We start from the raw sequence: 15,959 nt of genomic DNA on the forward strand, positions 1-15,959 counted from the left end.
TGCCCGGCCTTTCGGCAATTCAATGTCCTGATCGGGTGGGAGGGCCAGCCGGCCCTCCCATTCCCGGGATCAGCGCTTCCACCAGCCGCGACGGCGCGGCGCGGCCTCGTCCAGCGTGTCGATGCTGACCGGCTGCACGGCGGGACCCTGCACCAGCGCCTCGGCCGGTTCCGGAACCGGCTCGGCTGCGGCCGTGGCGGGCCCGGGTTCCGGCACGGCCTCGGCGACCGGCTCGGGCGCCGGCGCGAGGACCGGCTCGGGCAGCGGCTCCGGCGCGGCGGGCTCGGCCGCGGCCGGCACAGGTGCCGGCCCGGCGAGCGCCGCTTCGGTCAGGCCGACCTCCGGCGCGGCGGTGATCGCCTCGATCTCGGGCGCCGCCGGCTCGGCCGCCGGCTCGGGCGCGGCGGGTGCCTCGACCGCCCCCAATTCGGCCGGAGCCAGATCCACCGGCGGTGGCTCCGCCGGGGCCGCCTCGACCGGGGGTAGCGCGGCCGGGATGGCGGCGCGGGCCCGGCGGCTGGCATTCGCGGCGGCTTCGGCGGCAGCCTCCGCCGCCTCCATCGCCGCCAGGATGTCGTCCACCTGGCCGGCGAAGGGATCGGCCGGGGTCGGCCCCATGTAGCGCGGCTGGGGCTGGGGCTGGGGCTGGGGGGCGCGCGCCGGCGGGGCCTCGTCGCCCTCGCGGCCGTTCGGCGCGCCGCGGCCGCGGCGGCCCCGCCGGCGGCGGCGCTGCGCCTCACGGGCGGCCTCCGCCTCGGCCTCGGTCTCACTGGCCATCTCGCCGGCAGTCTCACCGGCGGTCTCGGCGGGCGGCCCGGACTCGCCGTCCGGCTCGGCGGCCGGTGCTTCGGCCGGCTCGGCCAGGGCGGCGACGGGCTCGGCCACCGCTTGCGGCTCGTCCTCCTCCGCCTCGCCATCCTCGCCGTCGCCGGCACCATCCTGCAGGCTGCCATCGGCGCGGGTGCCGTTGCCGCCACGCCGGCGGCGCCGGCGGCGGCGGCGGCGGTTCTCGCGCTCGGCCTCGGTCTCGCCTTCCGGGTTGGCCGGCGCGTCGCCCTCGGCTTCGGCCGGGTCGGCGACCTCGGGCTCCTCGATCTCCTCCGGCTCGGGCTCCGGCGCATAGTCCATGCGCAGCGCGGCGGGGCCGGTCTCGACCGGCCGGCCCGGATCGGCGGCGCGCAGTTTCTCGATGCGCACGGTCGGCGGCAGCAGCGTGTCATCCGGCTCGAAGACCACGGCCATGCCGAAGCGGGCCTCGATCTGCGCCAGCTTGTCGCGCTTGCGGTTCAGCAGGTAGAGCGCGACCGTGCTGTGGACATGCACCGCGATCTCGGCGGCACGGCGCTTGGCGCCCTCCTCCTCGATCGCCCGCAGCACCTGCAGCGCGCCGCTTTCGATGGAGCGCACCTGGCCGCGGCCCTGGCAATGCGGGCAGGTGACGAAGGTGGTCTCGGTCAGGCTGGGGCGCAGCCGCTGGCGCGACATCTCCAGCAGGCCGAAATGGGAGATGCGGCCGACCTGGATGCGGGCGCGGTCGATGCGCAGCGCCTCCTTCAGCCGGCGCTCGACCATCCCGTCATGCTTGGCCGACTCCATGTCGATGAAGTCGATGACGATCAGGCCGGCCAGGTCGCGCAGGCGGAGCTGCCGGGCGATCTCGTCGGCGGCTTCCATGTTGGTGCGGTAGGCGGTGTCCTCGATATGCCGCTCGCGCGTCGAGCGGCCCGAGTTGACGTCGATCGCGACCAGCGCCTCGGTCTGGTTGATGACGATGTAGCCGCCCGAGCGCAGCTGCACGTTGGGCGAATGCATCGCATCCAGCTGCTGCTCGACCGCATGGCGGGCGAACAGGCCGCCGTCGCGGAACAGCTGGATCTTGCGGGTCTGCTGCGGCATCAGCATCCGCATGAACTCGCGCGCCTCGCGGAAGGCGTCCTCGCCATCCACCAGCACCTCCTCGACGTCGCGGGAGAAGACGTCGCGGATGGACCGCTTGATGAGGTCGGCTTCCTCGTAGATCAGCGCCGCGGCGGTCGAGGACAGCGTGCGCTCGCGGATGTTGTCCCAGAGCCGCAGCAGATATTCGCAGTCGCGGCGGATCTCGGGCTTCGGCCGCTGCGCGCCGGCGGTGCGGACGATCAGCGACATGCCCTGCGGCAGGCCGAGCTCGTCGATCACCTCGCGCAGCCGCTTGCGGTCGGTCGCCGAGGTGATCTTGCGCGAGACGCCGCCGCCGCGTGGCGAGTTCGGCATGAGGACGGAGAAGCGGCCGGCCAGCGAGATGAAGGTGGTCAGCGCCGCGCCCTTGGTGCCGCGCTCCTCCTTCACCACCTGCACCAGCATGATCTGCCGGCGGCGGATGACTTCCTGGATCTTGTAGTGGCGCATGAAGCGCGGCGTGGTGCGACGCTCGCGCGTCACGTCCTCGGTGCCTTCGCCGCCGATGGTCTCGGGCGGCGGGGCATCCTCCTCCTCGGCCTCGTCATGGCCGCCGGCCGCGTCATGGCCGTTCGGCAGCGGCGCCTCGGCGGCGGGCTGGTCGCCCGTGCCGCGGGGCTCGGGCTCGGCCTCGCTCGCCGGCGCCGCGGCCTCGACCGGGGCGGGCTCCGGCTCGGCCGCTTCGGCGGCAGGCGCCTCGGCAACCGGCTCGGGGGGCGCTTCGGCGACCATGACCTGCTGCTCGCCTTCGAGCGCGATCGCCGCGGGCTCGGCCTCGGGCTCCTCGGCCTGACGCGTGTCGCCCTCGGCGGCGGCGCGGTCCATCGGCGATTCCGGCGGGACGTCCTCGTCCTCGTCCTCGTCCTCCTCGCGCGCCTCGGCGGCCTGCATCTCGAGCAGGCGCTGCCGGTCGGCGACGGGGATCTGGTAGTAGTCCGGATGGATCTCGCTGAAGGCGAGGAAGCCGTGCCGGTTGCCGCCGTACTCGACGAAGGCGGCCTGCAGGCTGGGTTCCACCCGGACCACCTTGGCCAGGTAGATATTGCCCTTGAGCGGTCGCTTGGTGGCGGCCTCGAGGTCGAACTCCTCGAGCCGGTTGCCGTCCAGCACCACCACGCGGGTTTCTTCCGCGTGGGATGCGTCGATCAGCATGCGCTTGGTCATCGAAGCGGTTGCTCCGCGCCACGCGGCACCGGGGTGCGGCGTGGCGGATCGGGGTGGCGTGACCCGGTCGAGGACGGCTGCGCGGCGCGGGCATCAGGCATGCGGCGGCGTCCCGTCCTCTTCCGGCGGGGCAGCCACGGGCATCCGGCGCGCCAGGCTTGGCACGCGGCGGTCGCCCGGGACGGCGCCCCAGGTTCGTGCCCACGCGCCAAGCGCGACGCCCGCAGGAGCGGGTGAAGCGGCGTCGGTCACGCTGGCACCTGGGGCGGTCCCGACTGCGTCAGGGACTGCCAAGGGTCTTGGCGCGACAGGTCCCGCGGGGACGGAGACGGGCGAACCGGGCCGGCCCTTGAGGGCGGTATCCGGCTTGGCGATCCGGCGAAACGCGGGTGCGGCGTTGACCGCGACCCCATGCCAGACCTATGCCGCGCGCCGCATCGACGACCCCCCAGGATGGGGATATGGCCTGTCGGCGCGGCTGCGCCCAAATCTCCGCCGGCAGCGGGCGCCGCCGGGGCGAACCACCATAGGCGACCGGCGCGGCTTTCCACAAGGCCGGCATCCATCCTGGTGGCGCCGACTCGCGTCGGGCTGGTACAGCTGCGGGCGCATCCTCGGGGGATGATGCACCTATGCGGGCGTTCTGGGCCAAGCCGGGGGATGGGGCGAAGGCAGGGTTGCAGGCCGCCGGTCGGCGGCGGCGGGAATTGCTCGGCCTGCTGGCCGCCTTCGCTGCCGGCCCGGCCGCCGCCGCCAAGGGGCCGTCATCGGCGCTATCCGTGAGAGTAGAACGGGGTCGGACGCAAATCACCCTGACACTCGAACGCCCGACCACCTGGCGGCTGACCGCGGCGGAAGGACCGCCGCGGCTGCTGCTCGACCTGCCGAACCTGCCCTGGCGCGGCCCTGTCCGGATGCCTGGCACCGGGCTGGTCAAGGCGCTGGAGCGGCAGGGCTCCGGGCTCGCTCAACAGCTTGTGATAGTGCTGGCCAGGCCGGTCGGGGCGCCGCAGGCAACGGCTGCGGCCGGCAGGCTGGTCATTACCCTGGCCCCGGGCCCGGCTGCCGGATTCGCCCGGCTGGCCGATGGCCGCAGCCTTGCCGCCGCCGCGGTGTCGCGCGGGCCGCTGCCGCTGGTGGTGCTCGACCCCGGCCATGGGGGCAAGGACCCCGGGGCGATCGGCGCGCGGGGGACGCAGGAGAAGCGCATCACCCTGGCCGCGGCGCTGGAGCTCAAGCGTCAGTTGGAAGCCGCCGGCCGCTGCCGGGTGGCGCTGACCCGCTCCCGCGACGTCTTCATCCCGCTCGGCCGCCGGATTGACCTGGCACGGCGGCGCGAGGCGGCGCTGTTCCTGTCCCTGCACGCCGATTCGGCGCCCGGGGCGCGCGGGGCCAGCGTCTACACCCTGTCGGAAACCGCGACCGACAGCTTCTCCGCGGCCCTCGCCCGGCGGGAAAACGAGGCCGACCGCGCCGGCGGTCTCCGCCTGCCGAGCGTGCCGCCAGAGGTGCAGCGCATCCTGCTCAGCCTGATGCGGCAGGAAACCCGTGCGGGGTCGGAGCGGCTGGCCCGGCTGGCGGTGGCGGCGCTGGACGGCGAGGTGACGCTGCTGCCCAACACCCATCGCCGCGCCGGCTTCGTCGTGCTGAAGGCGCCCGACGTGCCCTCGGCGCTGGTCGAGATGGGGTTCCTGTCCCACCCGCAGGACGAGGCGGCGCTGAACCGGCCGGCACACCGCGCCCGGGTGGCGGCGGCGCTGGCGGCGACGGTGCACGGGTTCCTCAGCGCGCGCGGCACGGCGCTTGCCGACGGTGGTTGACCGAGGACGGCTGACGGATAGCGGCTGACCGAAGGCGGCCGATCCCCTTGAAACGGCTTTTGTGCAGTGCAACATGATCGGCAGGGATAGGGAGGATCATCAACTTGGAGCCTCTTCCCATGCTGACATTCCTGCTTGGCCTCGCCGCGCTCGTCGTCGCCACCCTTGTCACCGACCACGCCGCCCGGCGCGAAGGATTCAACGAACCGAACGGCGGCCTTCGTCCCGGCAGCTGAACCGTCGGGGCGTCAGCCCCGCAGCGTCTCCGCATCGCGGACCAGCCGTTCCAGCCGTGCCCGCAGGCTATGGGCGCGGACCACCTCGGCCCGGCCGGCGGCGGCGATCGCCTCGCGCTCCGCGGCCGCGTGGCGGTAGTGGGCGAGGATCTCGGCCAGCCGGTCCGGCCGGTCGGGCGGGTAGTAGACCAAGTGCCGGCCGTCCTCGAACTGCGCCATGTTCGCCAGCGCGGCGGGGTGGTCCATCGCCGGCGTCACCAGCATGGTCCCGCAGGCCATGACCTCGCATACCTTGGTGACCAGCAGCCGCGACCAGGCCGGCAGGTTCACGAACATCTCGGTCGCGGCATAGGCCTCCGCCAGCAGGGCGAAGGAGCGGATCGGGTCGGGGTCGGAGACCGGCGCCATGCGGTCGAGCGGGATGCCAAGGCGGCCGAGGAATTCCACCCGCTTGGGGTAGAGCGAGCCGAGGAAGGCCGCCGCGTGCCGCTTCGCCACCGGGCGCGGCGCGAAGAGCACGGTATCGGCGCCGAAGGGCAGCCAGGTGCCGCCAAAGGCCGCGGCGTCCTGCGCCGCCGGGAAGTAATGCCGGTCGGCCAGGCCCTGGTAGCGGCCGAAGGGGAAGTCGCGGTCGTCCCGCTCGGCCGATTCGGCGTACCAGGCCGCTTTGGGCATCGGCAGCGTCGCCCAGTCCGCGCCGTAATGCGACAGTAGCAGGTCGCCATACCACTCGACCGCGCCGAGGATGATCAGGTCGGCTTGGCGCAGCGCCTCGAGCGGCGGGGCGCCACGTTGCGGATGGCCGCAATCCATCACCCGGTAGCCCATCGCCGCCAGGGTCACCGAGATCCCCTCGGCGCAGCACCAGGCGGAGCCGACCCGGGCGGTGCAGTGGAAGACCGCGATGCTGCGGATGGTCACGCCGGGACCGCCAGGTGGTCGAGCGCCCGGCCGATCCCCTCCCGCAGCGTGATCCGCGGCCGGAAGCCGAGGCTGTCCTGCAGCCGGGTGCAGCCGGCCCGGGCGAAGACGCCTTCCGGCCGGGCGGACATGCCGCGGATCTCCGGCCGCCAGCCGGCCAGTTCGGCCGCCATGCCGGCCAGGGCGGTGAAGCTGGTCAGGATGCCGGTCGACAGGTTCACCGCCGCGCCGTCCTCGATCCGGTCCAGCATGCCCAGGATGCCGCGGATGCAGTCGTCCACATGGATGAAGTCGCGCATCTGCTGGCCGCTGCCCCAGACCTCCAGCACCCTTGCGCCGCGGTTCTCCAGCACGCGGCGGCAGATGGCGGGGAAGGGGTAGGCCAGGTCCTGGTCCTCCCCGTAGCCGGAGAAGGGGCGGAAGCACACCACGCGCAGCCCGTGCCGCTCATGCGCCAGCCGGGCCAGGTATTCGGCGGTCAGCTTGGCCCAGCCATAGGACATGTCGGGCAGGCCGATATCGCCGTCGAAGCGGATCATCTCCTCGGCCAGCAGGACGTAGCCGTCCCGCCGCTGCAGCCGCACCGGATAGGCGGCGGAGGAGCTGAACACGGCGCTGCGCCCCGGCCGCGCCCGCGCCGCCCATTGGAAGAATCCGGCATCGATCCCGAGGTCGTCGGCCACCGCCAGCGGGTTGTTTTCGATCATCAGCCTTCCGCCGACCATGGCGGCGAGATGGAAGGCGACGTCGAAGCCGAGGTCCGGGTGGCGGCGGAACCAGTCCCGGCAATCCTCCCGATGAAAATGGAAACCGTGATAGTCGCGCGGCTCGAACAGCGGCCAGCCGGCGGCCGGGTCCACCGCCCCGGTCAGCGGGCGGATGCTGTCGACGGCATGGACCTCGTGCCCCGCCTCCAGCAGCGCGTGGGTGAGGTGCCGGCCGACGAAGCCCGCCGCCCCGGTCACGAGCATCTTGCCCATGCGGATCGCCTTCTCCTGCGGGGCCTTTGCCCCCGCGCCCATGCTGGCCGCGCAGGGGTGAAGACGGGGTTAAGCGCCTCTCACCGGCCTGTGGTCGCCGCTGCCACGCCGGCAGTGTATGAGACCCTGACAATGCCCCCTTCCGACCCCCGTCTCGATCCCGGCTTCGACCCGCCGTCCCCCGGGGTCGCCCCCGTGCCGCCCCCCCGCAAGGCGAAGCCCGACAAGCCGCGCCGCCGCCGACCCTCGCTGTTCGGCGGGCTGTTCCGGCTGCTGTTCACCCTGGCCGCGGTCGGCATCGTCGGCGGCGCCGTCGCCGGCTTCGGCCTCTATCGCCACATCGCCGCCGACCTGCCGGACTACCGCTGGCTGGCCGACTACCAGCCCGCGCAGATGTCGCGCATCTATGCCGCCGACAGCCGGCTGCTGGCCGAGCTGGCCGCCGAGCGCCGCGTCTTCATGCCGATCGAGGCCATCCCCAAGCGGGTCCAGGCCGCCTTCGTCAGCGCCGAGGACCAGCGCTTCTGGGAACACCACGGGGTCGACCCGCTCGGCATCCTGCGCGCCGTCGTCACCAACATCGAGCAGTACGGCACGGGGCGGCGGATGGGCGGCGCCTCCACCATCACCCAGCAGGTCGCCAAGAACATGCTGGTCGGCGCCGACCGCACCATGATGCGGAAGGTGCGGGAGGCGATCCTGGCGATCCGGATCGAGGAGGCGCTGCCGAAGGAGCGCATCCTCGAGCTCTACCTGAACGAGATCTTCCTGGGCTACCAGGCCTATGGCGTCGCCGCCGCCGCCCAGGCCTATTTCAACAAGGGGCTCGATGAGCTGACGGTCGGCGAGATCGGCTTCCTCGGCGCGCTGCCCAAGGCGCCGAACAACTACAACCCGCTGCGCTACCCGGAAGCCGCCCGCGCCCGGCGCGACTGGGTGCTGGACCGGATGGCCGAGGACGGTGCGATCAGCGCGGCCGAGGCGACCAAGGCCAAGTCCGAGCCGATCGTCCCCCGCCTGCTGCGCCGGCCGGAGGTGGTGCAGGTGGGCCAGCACTTCACCGAGGAGGTCCGCCGCGAGCTGATCAACCGCTTCGGCGCCGAGCAGACCACGACCGGCGGGCTGGTGGTCCGCACCAGCATCGAGCCGCCGCTGCAGGCGGCGACCGAGCAGGCGCTGCGCGGCGGGCTGCTGTCCTACGACCGCCGCCGGGGCGGCTGGCGCGGGCCGGTGGCGCGGGTCTCGGCCGGCGCGGCCGACTGGATGCCGCAGCTGGAAGCGGTGCCCCGCACCGGCGGCCTGCTGCCGGAATGGCGGCTGGCGGTGGCGCTGGAGGTGAAGGACCGCGAGGCCAAGCTCGGTTGGGTCGAGCGACCGGACCCGCGCACGCCGAGCCAGCCGCGCACCGCGACGCTGGCGATGGACGGCGTCGCCTGGACCCGCAAGACCCTGCCGGAGAACCGCTTCGCGCCGATGCGCCGCATGCAGGACGTGCTGGCGGTCGGCGACGTGGTGCCGGTCGAGGTCCTCCCCGCCGCCGCCGCCGGCCGGCCGGAGCGCCTGGCGCTGCGCCAGGTGCCGCAGATCGAGGGCGCGATCGTCGCCCTCGACCCCAGCAACGGCCGGGTGCTGGCCATGGCCGGCGGCTGGTCCTTCGACAAGAGCCAGTTCAACCGCGCGACGCAGGCGCAGCGCCAGCCGGGTTCGTCGTTCAAGCCCTTCGTCTACCTGCCGGCGCTGGAGGCGGGGGTGCCGCCGAACCAGCGCTTCCTCGACGGGCCGATCGAGGTGATGACCCCGCAGGGCGTCTGGCGGCCGTCCAACTACAACGAGGGCAGCTTCAACGGCTATGTCTCCATCCGCACCGCGCTGCAGAAGTCGCTGAACCTGGTCACCATCCGGGTGGCGCAGGAAGTCGGCATGGCCAAGGTCTCGGAGACCGCGGCCCGGTTCGGCGTCATCGACAACATGCCGCGCTACCTCGCCATGGCGCTGGGCTCGGGCGAGACCACGGTGCTGCGGATGGCCGCCGGCTATGCCGGCTTCGCCAGCGGCGGGAAGCGCGTGACGCCGAGCTTCATCGACAGCGTGCAGGACCGCCGCGGCAAGGTGATCTGGCGCAGCGATGCGCGGTCCTGCCAGGGGTGCGATGCGACCTCGCCGGGCGAGGAACCGCCGGAACTGGCCGATGCACGGCCGCAGATCGCCGACCCGATCGCCGCCTACCAGATGACCAACATCCTCACCGGCGTGGTGCAGCGCGGCACCGGCACGGCGGCGGGGAAGGGGCTGAACCGGCCGATCGCCGGCAAGACCGGCACCACGAACGACTACTTCGACAACTGGTTCGTCGGCTTCACCCCGGACATCGTCATCGCCGTCTGGCTCGGCTTCGACGACCCGCGGACGCTCGGCAAGGACGAGACCGGCGGGCAGAACGCCGCGCCGATCTTCCGCGAGGTGTTGGAAGCGGCGCTGCGCAACAGCCCGCCGGTGCCCTTCCGGGCGCCGCCGGGCGTGGCGCTCGTGCGGACGCAGGATGGCGGGGCGACCATCCTGGAGGCCTTCAAGCCGGGCACCGAGAACAGCGCCCGGCCGGTCGCCGAGGAGGGTGGCCGCAGCACGGCGGCGGGGGCGGAGCAGAGCCTCGGCGGGCTGTACTGAAAGGCAGGGCCGGGGGGGCGGTATCCTCCCCAGGCCCCGCCTCTATTGTTGTGGGTTGGCATGCGCCGCGCGGGGAGGTCTGGGCCCAAGTCAGCCGCGGCCGAACGGCACGGGCGCAGTTGGCGCCAGTTCCGCCACCACCTGGCGGAAGGCGTCGCGGTAGTCGGTGGCGACGCGGAGGTCGGCGCCGTCCTCCAGCGCCTCGCCCGCGAGCCCGGGCCAGGCGCCGAAATGCCGTGCCAGCCCGAACTCCCGCCTGCCGCCGCCGCCGAAGGCGAAGACCGTCCCGGCCCGGCCGTGATCCGTCCCGCCGCTGCGGTTGGCGCGCAGCCGACGGCCGAACTCGCTGGTGACCAGCACCGTCCAGCGCCGCGGCAGGTCGCGCAGGTCGGCATCCAGCGCCGCCAGGCCACGGTTCAGGATGCGGACCCGGTTCTCGAACCGCCCGGCCTGGCCCTCATGCGTGTCCCAGCCGCCGAGATCGACCGCCGCCGCGGTCAGCCCGGGCTGCAATTTGGCGACCTGGGCGATGGTCGCCAGGCCGCGACCGAATTCGGCGGCCGGGCTGTAATCCACCCCGTTGGCCGGCGTATAGGCCTGCACCTGGCCGGCGGCGTTGCGCGGCAGCAGGCGGTCGAGGCCGCCCAGGCTGGCCAGCGCCGCCTGGCCGGCCTCGGCCAGCGGGCCGCGCGCCTTCCTGTGCAGCGCCTCCAGCATCGCCGCGCCGAATTCACCGCCCGGCATCCCCAGCCCGCGTGCCAGGGTCGGCACCGCCAGGCCGCGCCCGGCGCCGATCAGCTCCGCCACCGTGCGGTCCTGGCCGGACAATGCCACCACCGGCGCGTTGCCGCCGGTCGCCTCGGCCCAGGCGGCCAGCCAGCCGCTGCGGCCTTGGGTCTCGCCCGACCTGCCCTGGCCCCAGCCCATGAGGGACTGCGCTTCGAAATGGCTGCGGGTCGGCTGCGGCACGCCGGCGGCGGGCCAGATCGCCATCCGGCCCTCGCGCCAGATCCCGGCCAGCGCCGCGGCCTCCGGGTGCAGCCGGAAATCGGTGCCCGGCATGGCATCCAGCCGTTCCCCCGCCCGCTCGCCCTCGGCGGCGGTCCGGAGCGCCGGGATGCGCAGCTCGGCGAAGTCCCGGTCGTCGGCCGGGGAGAGGAAATGCAGCCCGTCCATCCCGCCGCGCAGGAAGACCAGGATGAGCAGCGGCACCTCGTGGCGCGCGGCGGGGTCGGCGAAGGCCATGCCGCGCAGCCCGGGCAGGGTGGTGGCGGCGAGCCCTGCCCGGAGCAGGCCGCGGCGGCCGAGCAGCATGGTCATGGCGCGCTCCTTTGTCCCGCAAGGTCCATTCGGCCAGGAAGGGCCGGGCAGGGAAAACCATTCCCTCCCCCAACCCCCCCCTTCCTTCCTGAGGGTCTGAACCGGCCGCGCGGCAGGTGCCAACCCGAAAAAATAGATGAGGGGCTCGGGGAGAATACTTTCTCCCCGAGCTTTCTTTCTTCTGTTTGCCTGCTTCCAGGCAAATCGGATGTCATGCCTGCTGGAAGGCCGGGGCGGCCAGCACCCAGCCGGCCAGCTCCGCCACATCGGCCGTGCCCGGCCGCTCCGGCCGCCCGGCCGCGCTCCAGACCCCGGCCACCGTCTCCCCCACCGCCTTGCCGGCCGGCCCGAGCGCCAGCCGCGCCAGCGTCCCGGCCGATTCGGCGACCGGCTGCCCGGCCATGCCCTCGAACAGCGGCGAGGCGCCGGTGCCCAGGCTGTTGCGGGCCACCGCCAGAAGCAGGGTCCAGCGGGTGCGCAGCGCCCCGGCGCCGTTGTACTGCGTCGCGTCCAGCGGCTGGCCATCGGGTGCCGGCCAGCCGAAGGGAATCTGGCCGGCCGCCGCCAGCTGGCCGAACAGCGCCGCGGTCGGCGCGATCGGCACCGCATAGGCCCGTGCCGCGGCGGCCACCGCATCCAGCGGCCGGCGCATCCGGCCGAGCCGCGCATCGGCGATCTCCGGCCCGTCCAGGATGGCCCGCACCACCCGCGCGATCTGGTCGGGAGCGGCGAGATTGCCCCGGAATGCGGCCACCGCGCGGGCCACCACGGCCTGCGGCACCGGCTCGCCGACCAGCCAGCGCACCAGCTTGGTGCAGACGAAACGGGCGGTCGCCGGGTGTTCGGCCAGGGCGTCCAGCACCGCCCGGCCATGCGCCATGGCGCCGGCGAAGGGTTCGAGCGCACGGCCGAGGAAGAGCTTCTGATACTGGTCGTGCCAGGCCTCGACGAAGGCGAATTCGCCGGTGTCCGGCAGCCGGCGCACGCCGTCGATCGCCTGGTTCGCCGCCACCGACCAGCCGGTCAGCGCCCGCGCCGCCTCCCAGACATCGGCATCGACATAGCCGGCCGGCCGGCCCTCGGCGTCGCGCGGCACGTCCCGCGCGGTGCGCGCCGCGCCGAAATAGGCCGGCCGGCCGAGCGTGTGCAGCTCCAGCAATTCCCGCGCGTAATTCTCGTTCGGCGCCCCGGCGCGGGAGGACTGGTTGTTGAGGAAGTAGAGCATCGCCGGCGCGGTCGCCGTCGCCTCCAGCAGGGCGCGGAAACTGCCCAGCGCCTGGCCGCGGATGCGCCGGTCGAGATCGACCAGCGAGACCTGCACGTTGTTGCCCGCCCCAGCATTGACCGAGAAGTGGTCGTGCCAGAACTCGACCAGCCGCTCGCGCAGCTGGGCCTCGGCGGCCACCTTGCGGACCAGGCCGGCGACCAGCAGCTCGAGCCGGCCGCGCTCCACCTCGGGCGGCGGCACCGGGCGGTCCTGGCGGGGGTAGAAGCGGAAATTCTCCGGCTGGCTCATCGCCAGCCGGGTCAGCGGCCGGTTCTCCTCCAGCGCCGGCCAGCGGCCCTCGCTGGCGGCGTAGCGGATTGGCAGTTGGAGGGCGGCGAGCCGCGCCGCGATGGCCTGGTCCTCGGCCGGCAGGGCGAGCTGGTGCTCGATCCAGGCGGCAAGGCCCTGGCGGGACAGCGCCTCGGCATCGCCCGGCCTGGCGCCGTAGGCGGCGCGGCCGAGGATGCGGTGGGCGGCGTCGGTGGCGAATCCGGGGCCGAGAGCGGCCAAGGCAACCTCCTGGCGAAGCCGGTCGGGCGGCATGCTATCGCGCGACGTGCGGCCGGGTCGAATGAACTCGCGTGAAGGCATGTCCCGCTTGTTAACCGCGCGGGGCGCTGGACAGGCCGCCCCGGCTGCACTACCGGTCCGCCATGCGCGCTGATGCCGAATCCCTGAATGAGCAGATCACCGCTTCGGTGGCCCTGCTGAGGAGGCATCTTTGACTGGGATGCCGCCCTACGCCGCCTCGACGAGCTGAACGCCCGGGCCGAGGACCCCGCACTCTGGAATGACGCCGCCGCGGCGCAGACCTTGATGCGCGAGCGCGGCCGCATCGCCGACCAGGTCGAGGGCGTCCGGAAGCTGGAGCAATCGGTCGCCGACAGCCTCGAACTGGTCGAGATGGCCGAGGCCGAGGGCGATGCCGCCACCGCCGATGCCGCCGTCGCCGACCTGGTGCAGCTGGCCGCCGAGGCCAAGCGGCGCGAGATCGAGAGCCTGCTCTCGGGCGAGGCCGACCAGAACGACGCTTACCTGGAAGTCAACGCCGGGGCCGGCGGCACCGAGGCGCAGGACTGGGCCGAGATGCTGCTGCGCATGTACCAGCGCTGGGCCGAGAAGCGCGGCTACAAGATGACGCTGACCGAGGAAAGCCCGGGGGAGGAGGCCGGCATCAAGTCGGCGACGGTGCAGGTCAGCGGCCCGAATGCCTTCGGCTGGCTGAAGACCGAGACCGGCGTGCACCGCCTGGTCCGGATCAGTCCCTTCGGCGGCAACGACAAGCGGCAGACCAGCTTCGCCAGCATCTATGTCTACCCGGTGGTGGACGACAAGATCGAGATCGAGATCAACCCGGCCGACCTGCGCACCGACACCTTCCGCGCCTCGGGCGCCGGCGGCCAGCACGTCAACAAGACCGAATCGGGCGTCCGCTTCACCCATATCCCGACCGGTATCGTCGCCGCCTCCACCCAGGACCGCAGCCAGCACAAGAACCGCGCCATCGCCATGAACATGCTGAAGGCGCGGCTGTACGAGCTGGAATTGTCGAAGCGGGAGGCGGTGAGCGCGGGCATCGAGGCCGGCAAGACGGATATCGGCTGGGGCCACCAGATCCGCAACTATGTGCTGCAGCCCTACCAGCTGGTGAAGGACCTCCGCACCGGCCTGGAGAAGGGCAATCCGGACGCGGTGCTGGACGGCGAGATCGACGAGTTCATGGCCGCCGCCCTGGCCGCCCGGGTCGGCGCCACGCGGTCCGAGGCCAGCGCCAATGCGCGATAGGACGGAAGGCGGAGCGGGACTCTAGTCCGGCATCCGCACCGGATCAGCGCCCGCCCAGCCGCAGCGTCACCCCCTGGCGTACCGCCGGGTGCCGCAGCGCGATTTCCCCGCCGCGGATGGCCGTCTGCCAGCCGCAGCTGCGGGCATGCCGCACCAGCACCGCCGGCAGGGTGAGCACGCCCTCGGTCGCCCGGCGGCTCGATACCAGGACACGGTCGGGCGCGAATTCCACACGCCAGCCGTCGCGCTGGGCCGTGCGGAGGAGGGTGGAAAGGACCGACCAATCGGTCCGGTCGAAAGCTGGCTGCATCGCGCCAGGGTAAAGGGAAGTCGGCGGCTTCGTTGCACGGCGCGCGCAAACGTGTGCGTCCCGCACCTCACGAGCGCGCCGTTCACGGATCACCAAGTTGTTTGCCGCTTATTCCGCCATGGTGCATGACGCCACCGCGAGGCGGAGGGCGGCCCGGCCAATGCGTGCCGGGTCCCGACCCGGTTTCGCGGACAGTTTGTCGCAACGCAGGATGCGTACCGCATGCGGGCCTTGTTCGTGCACCAGAATTTCCCGGCGCAGTACCGCCACGTCGCGCCGGCCCTGGCCCGGCGGCCGGATACCCAGGTCCTGGCACTGGGGGAGAATGCGGCGGAGGCGCTGCCGGGCGTGCAGCACCTGCGCTACAAGGCGCCGACCACCGGCGCGGAAGGCACCCACCGCTACCTGCGCCGGCTGGAGAACGCCACCTTCCGCGGCCAGCAGGTGGCCCGCGCCGCGCTGACGCTGAAGGAGCGCGGCTTCAGCCCCGACGTGCTTTGCTGCCATCCCGGCTGGGGGGAGGGACTGTTCCTGCGCGATGTCTGGCCGGATGCGCGGATGCTCTACTACTACGAATACTACTACACCTCGGTCGGCGGCGATGTCGGCTTCGACCCGCCCGAGGCGCCGGTGCAGATCGACGACGCCTGCCGCGTCCGGATGCTCAACGCCAACCACCTGCTCTGCCTGCAGGCTTCCGACTGGGGCCATACCGCGACGCGCTGGCAGCACAGCCGCTTCCCCGACTGGGCGCGGGACCGGATGTCGGTGGTGCATGAGGGGGTGGATACCGAGGTCATCCGCCGGCTGCCCGACCCCGAGCTCACCTTGCCGAACGGCCGCGTCCTGCGCCAGGGCGACGAGGTGGTGACCTTCATCGGCCGCGGCCTCGAGCCCTACCGCGGCTTCCCCAGCTTCATGCGCGCCCTGCCGGCGATCCTCGAGCAGCGGCCGGCCGCCCAAGTGGTGATCGTCGGCGGCGACGACCCGCATTACGGCTCCAAGCCACGCGAGGGCGGCAGCTGGCGGGAGATCCTGCTGGCCGAGCTGGGCGAGCGGCTGGACCTGTCCCGGGTGCATTTCACCGGCAAGATCACGCACCCGGCGCTGCAGGCGGTGCTCAGCCTGTCCGCGGCGCATGTCTACCTGACCTATCCCTTCGTGCTGTCCTGGTCGATGCTGGAGGCGATGGCGAACGAGGCCCTGGTCATCGGCTCCGCCACCCCGCCGGTGCAGGAGGTGATCGAGGACGGCCGCAACGGCCTGCTGGTCGACTTCCACGCGCCGGAGCAGGTGGCGGCCGCGGTGGTCAAGGCGCTGGCCCGGCCGGAAGCCTACCGCGACCTGCGCCGCGCGGCGCGGCGCACCATCGTCGAGCGCTACGACCTGCAGCGGCGCTGCCTGCCGCAATTGCTCGACCTGATCGACGAGGTGGCGGCCGGGCGGCGGCCGGCGGCTGCTCCCGGCGGCTGAGGGTCGGGCTGCCCTGCCTTTGTTGCGGCGCAGCGCGGCCTGATTGTCGCCGGCGTTCGGTTCCTGTAATCGGCATCACGG

10 protein-coding genes are annotated in these 15,959 nt (G+C 73.0%); 4 read left to right on the forward strand and 6 right to left on the reverse strand.

All coding sequences use genetic code 11. The features are described 5' to 3' along the window. Positions 1-69: 69 nt before the first annotated feature. Positions 70-3,102, reverse strand: a complete 3,033-nt coding sequence (locus ACFQS7_RS01885; RefSeq protein WP_380065323.1) for a ribonuclease E/G — start codon at positions 3,100-3,102, stop codon at positions 70-72. Between the two features lie 632 nt (positions 3,103-3,734). Here ACFQS7_RS01885 and ACFQS7_RS01890 point away from each other — a divergent pair. After that, entirely contained in the window at positions 3,735-4,922 is a 1,188-nt protein-coding gene (locus ACFQS7_RS01890; RefSeq protein WP_380065324.1) for an N-acetylmuramoyl-L-alanine amidase, read from the forward strand. Between the two features lie 248 nt (positions 4,923-5,170). Here ACFQS7_RS01890 and ACFQS7_RS01895 read toward each other — a convergent pair whose 3' ends face one another. After that, positions 5,171-6,079 carry a glycosyltransferase gene (locus ACFQS7_RS01895; RefSeq protein ID WP_380065325.1) on the reverse strand — a complete coding sequence of 303 codons (909 nt, stop codon included), beginning with the start codon at positions 6,077-6,079 and terminating at the stop codon, positions 5,171-5,173. Next, entirely contained in the window at positions 6,076-7,059 is a 984-nt protein-coding gene (locus ACFQS7_RS01900; RefSeq protein WP_380065326.1) for an NAD-dependent epimerase/dehydratase family protein, read from the reverse strand. The genes ACFQS7_RS01895 and ACFQS7_RS01900 overlap by 4 nt, the downstream gene beginning before the upstream one ends. A 132-nt stretch (positions 7,060-7,191) precedes the next feature. On the opposite strand from ACFQS7_RS01900, the gene ACFQS7_RS01905 reads away from it, so the two are divergent. Further along, positions 7,192-9,723: a penicillin-binding protein 1A gene (locus ACFQS7_RS01905; RefSeq protein WP_380065327.1), complete on the forward strand. Its 2,532-nt coding sequence runs from the start codon at positions 7,192-7,194 to the stop codon at positions 9,721-9,723. A 90-nt stretch (positions 9,724-9,813) separates the two neighbouring features. Here the strand turns inward: ACFQS7_RS01905 and ACFQS7_RS01910 are convergent, their stop codons facing one another. Both ACFQS7_RS01910 and ACFQS7_RS01915 read right to left on the reverse strand, forming a co-directional pair. Beyond that, complete coding sequence (locus tag ACFQS7_RS01910; protein ID WP_380065328.1) at positions 9,814-11,043, reverse strand: DUF1501 domain-containing protein; 1,230 nt, start codon at positions 11,041-11,043, stop codon at positions 9,814-9,816. A 211-nt stretch (positions 11,044-11,254) separates the two neighbouring features. Next, positions 11,255-12,820 (reverse strand): DUF1800 domain-containing protein, encoded by a 1,566-nt coding sequence (locus ACFQS7_RS01915; protein ID WP_380065329.1) that lies wholly within the window; start codon positions 12,818-12,820, stop codon positions 11,255-11,257. 143 nt (positions 12,821-12,963) lie between these two features. Between ACFQS7_RS01915 and prfB the strand changes: the two genes are divergently transcribed. Next, a protein-coding gene (prfB, locus tag ACFQS7_RS01920; RefSeq protein WP_380065330.1) for a peptide chain release factor 2 occupies positions 12,964-14,095 on the forward strand; the annotation gives its coding sequence in 2 pieces (ribosomal slippage) (positions 12,964-13,032 and positions 13,034-14,095; 1,131 coding nt in all). 43 nt (positions 14,096-14,138) lie between these two features. Here the strand turns inward: prfB and ACFQS7_RS01925 are convergent. Next, the gene (locus ACFQS7_RS01925; RefSeq protein ID WP_380065331.1) at positions 14,139-14,405 is read right to left on the reverse strand and encodes a hypothetical protein; all 267 of its coding nucleotides are present in this window, start codon (positions 14,403-14,405) and stop codon (positions 14,139-14,141) included. Positions 14,406-14,627: 222 nt separating this feature from the next. On the opposite strand from ACFQS7_RS01925, the gene ACFQS7_RS01930 reads away from it, so the two are divergent. Further along, positions 14,628-15,878 carry a glycosyltransferase gene (locus tag ACFQS7_RS01930; RefSeq protein ID WP_380065332.1) on the forward strand — a complete coding sequence of 417 codons (1,251 nt, stop codon included), beginning with the start codon at positions 14,628-14,630 and terminating at the stop codon, positions 15,876-15,878. Positions 15,879-15,959 lie beyond the last annotated feature (81 nt).

Source organism: Dankookia sp. GCM10030260 (genome assembly GCF_042666655.1).
Classification (GTDB): Bacteria; Pseudomonadota; Alphaproteobacteria; order Acetobacterales; family Acetobacteraceae; genus Paracraurococcus.

Excerpts from the sequence above, each read along its gene's own strand:
- ACFQS7_RS01890 (WP_380065324.1), top strand. The coding sequence starts at position 3,735 with ATGCGGGCGTTCTGGGCCAAGCCGGGGGATGGGGCGAAGGCAGGGTTG.
- ACFQS7_RS01885 (WP_380065323.1), bottom strand. The coding sequence starts at position 3,102 with ATGACCAAGCGCATGCTGATCGACGCATCCCACGCGGAAGAAACCCGC.
- ACFQS7_RS01900 (WP_380065326.1), bottom strand. The coding sequence starts at position 7,059 with ATGGGCAAGATGCTCGTGACCGGGGCGGCGGGCTTCGTCGGCCGGCAC.
- ACFQS7_RS01930 (WP_380065332.1), top strand. The coding sequence starts at position 14,628 with ATGCGGGCCTTGTTCGTGCACCAGAATTTCCCGGCGCAGTACCGCCAC.
- ACFQS7_RS01925 (WP_380065331.1), bottom strand. The coding sequence starts at position 14,405 with ATGCAGCCAGCTTTCGACCGGACCGATTGGTCGGTCCTTTCCACCCTC.
- ACFQS7_RS01905 (WP_380065327.1), top strand. The coding sequence starts at position 7,192 with ATGCCCCCTTCCGACCCCCGTCTCGATCCCGGCTTCGACCCGCCGTCC.
- ACFQS7_RS01910 (WP_380065328.1), bottom strand. The coding sequence starts at position 11,043 with ATGACCATGCTGCTCGGCCGCCGCGGCCTGCTCCGGGCAGGGCTCGCC.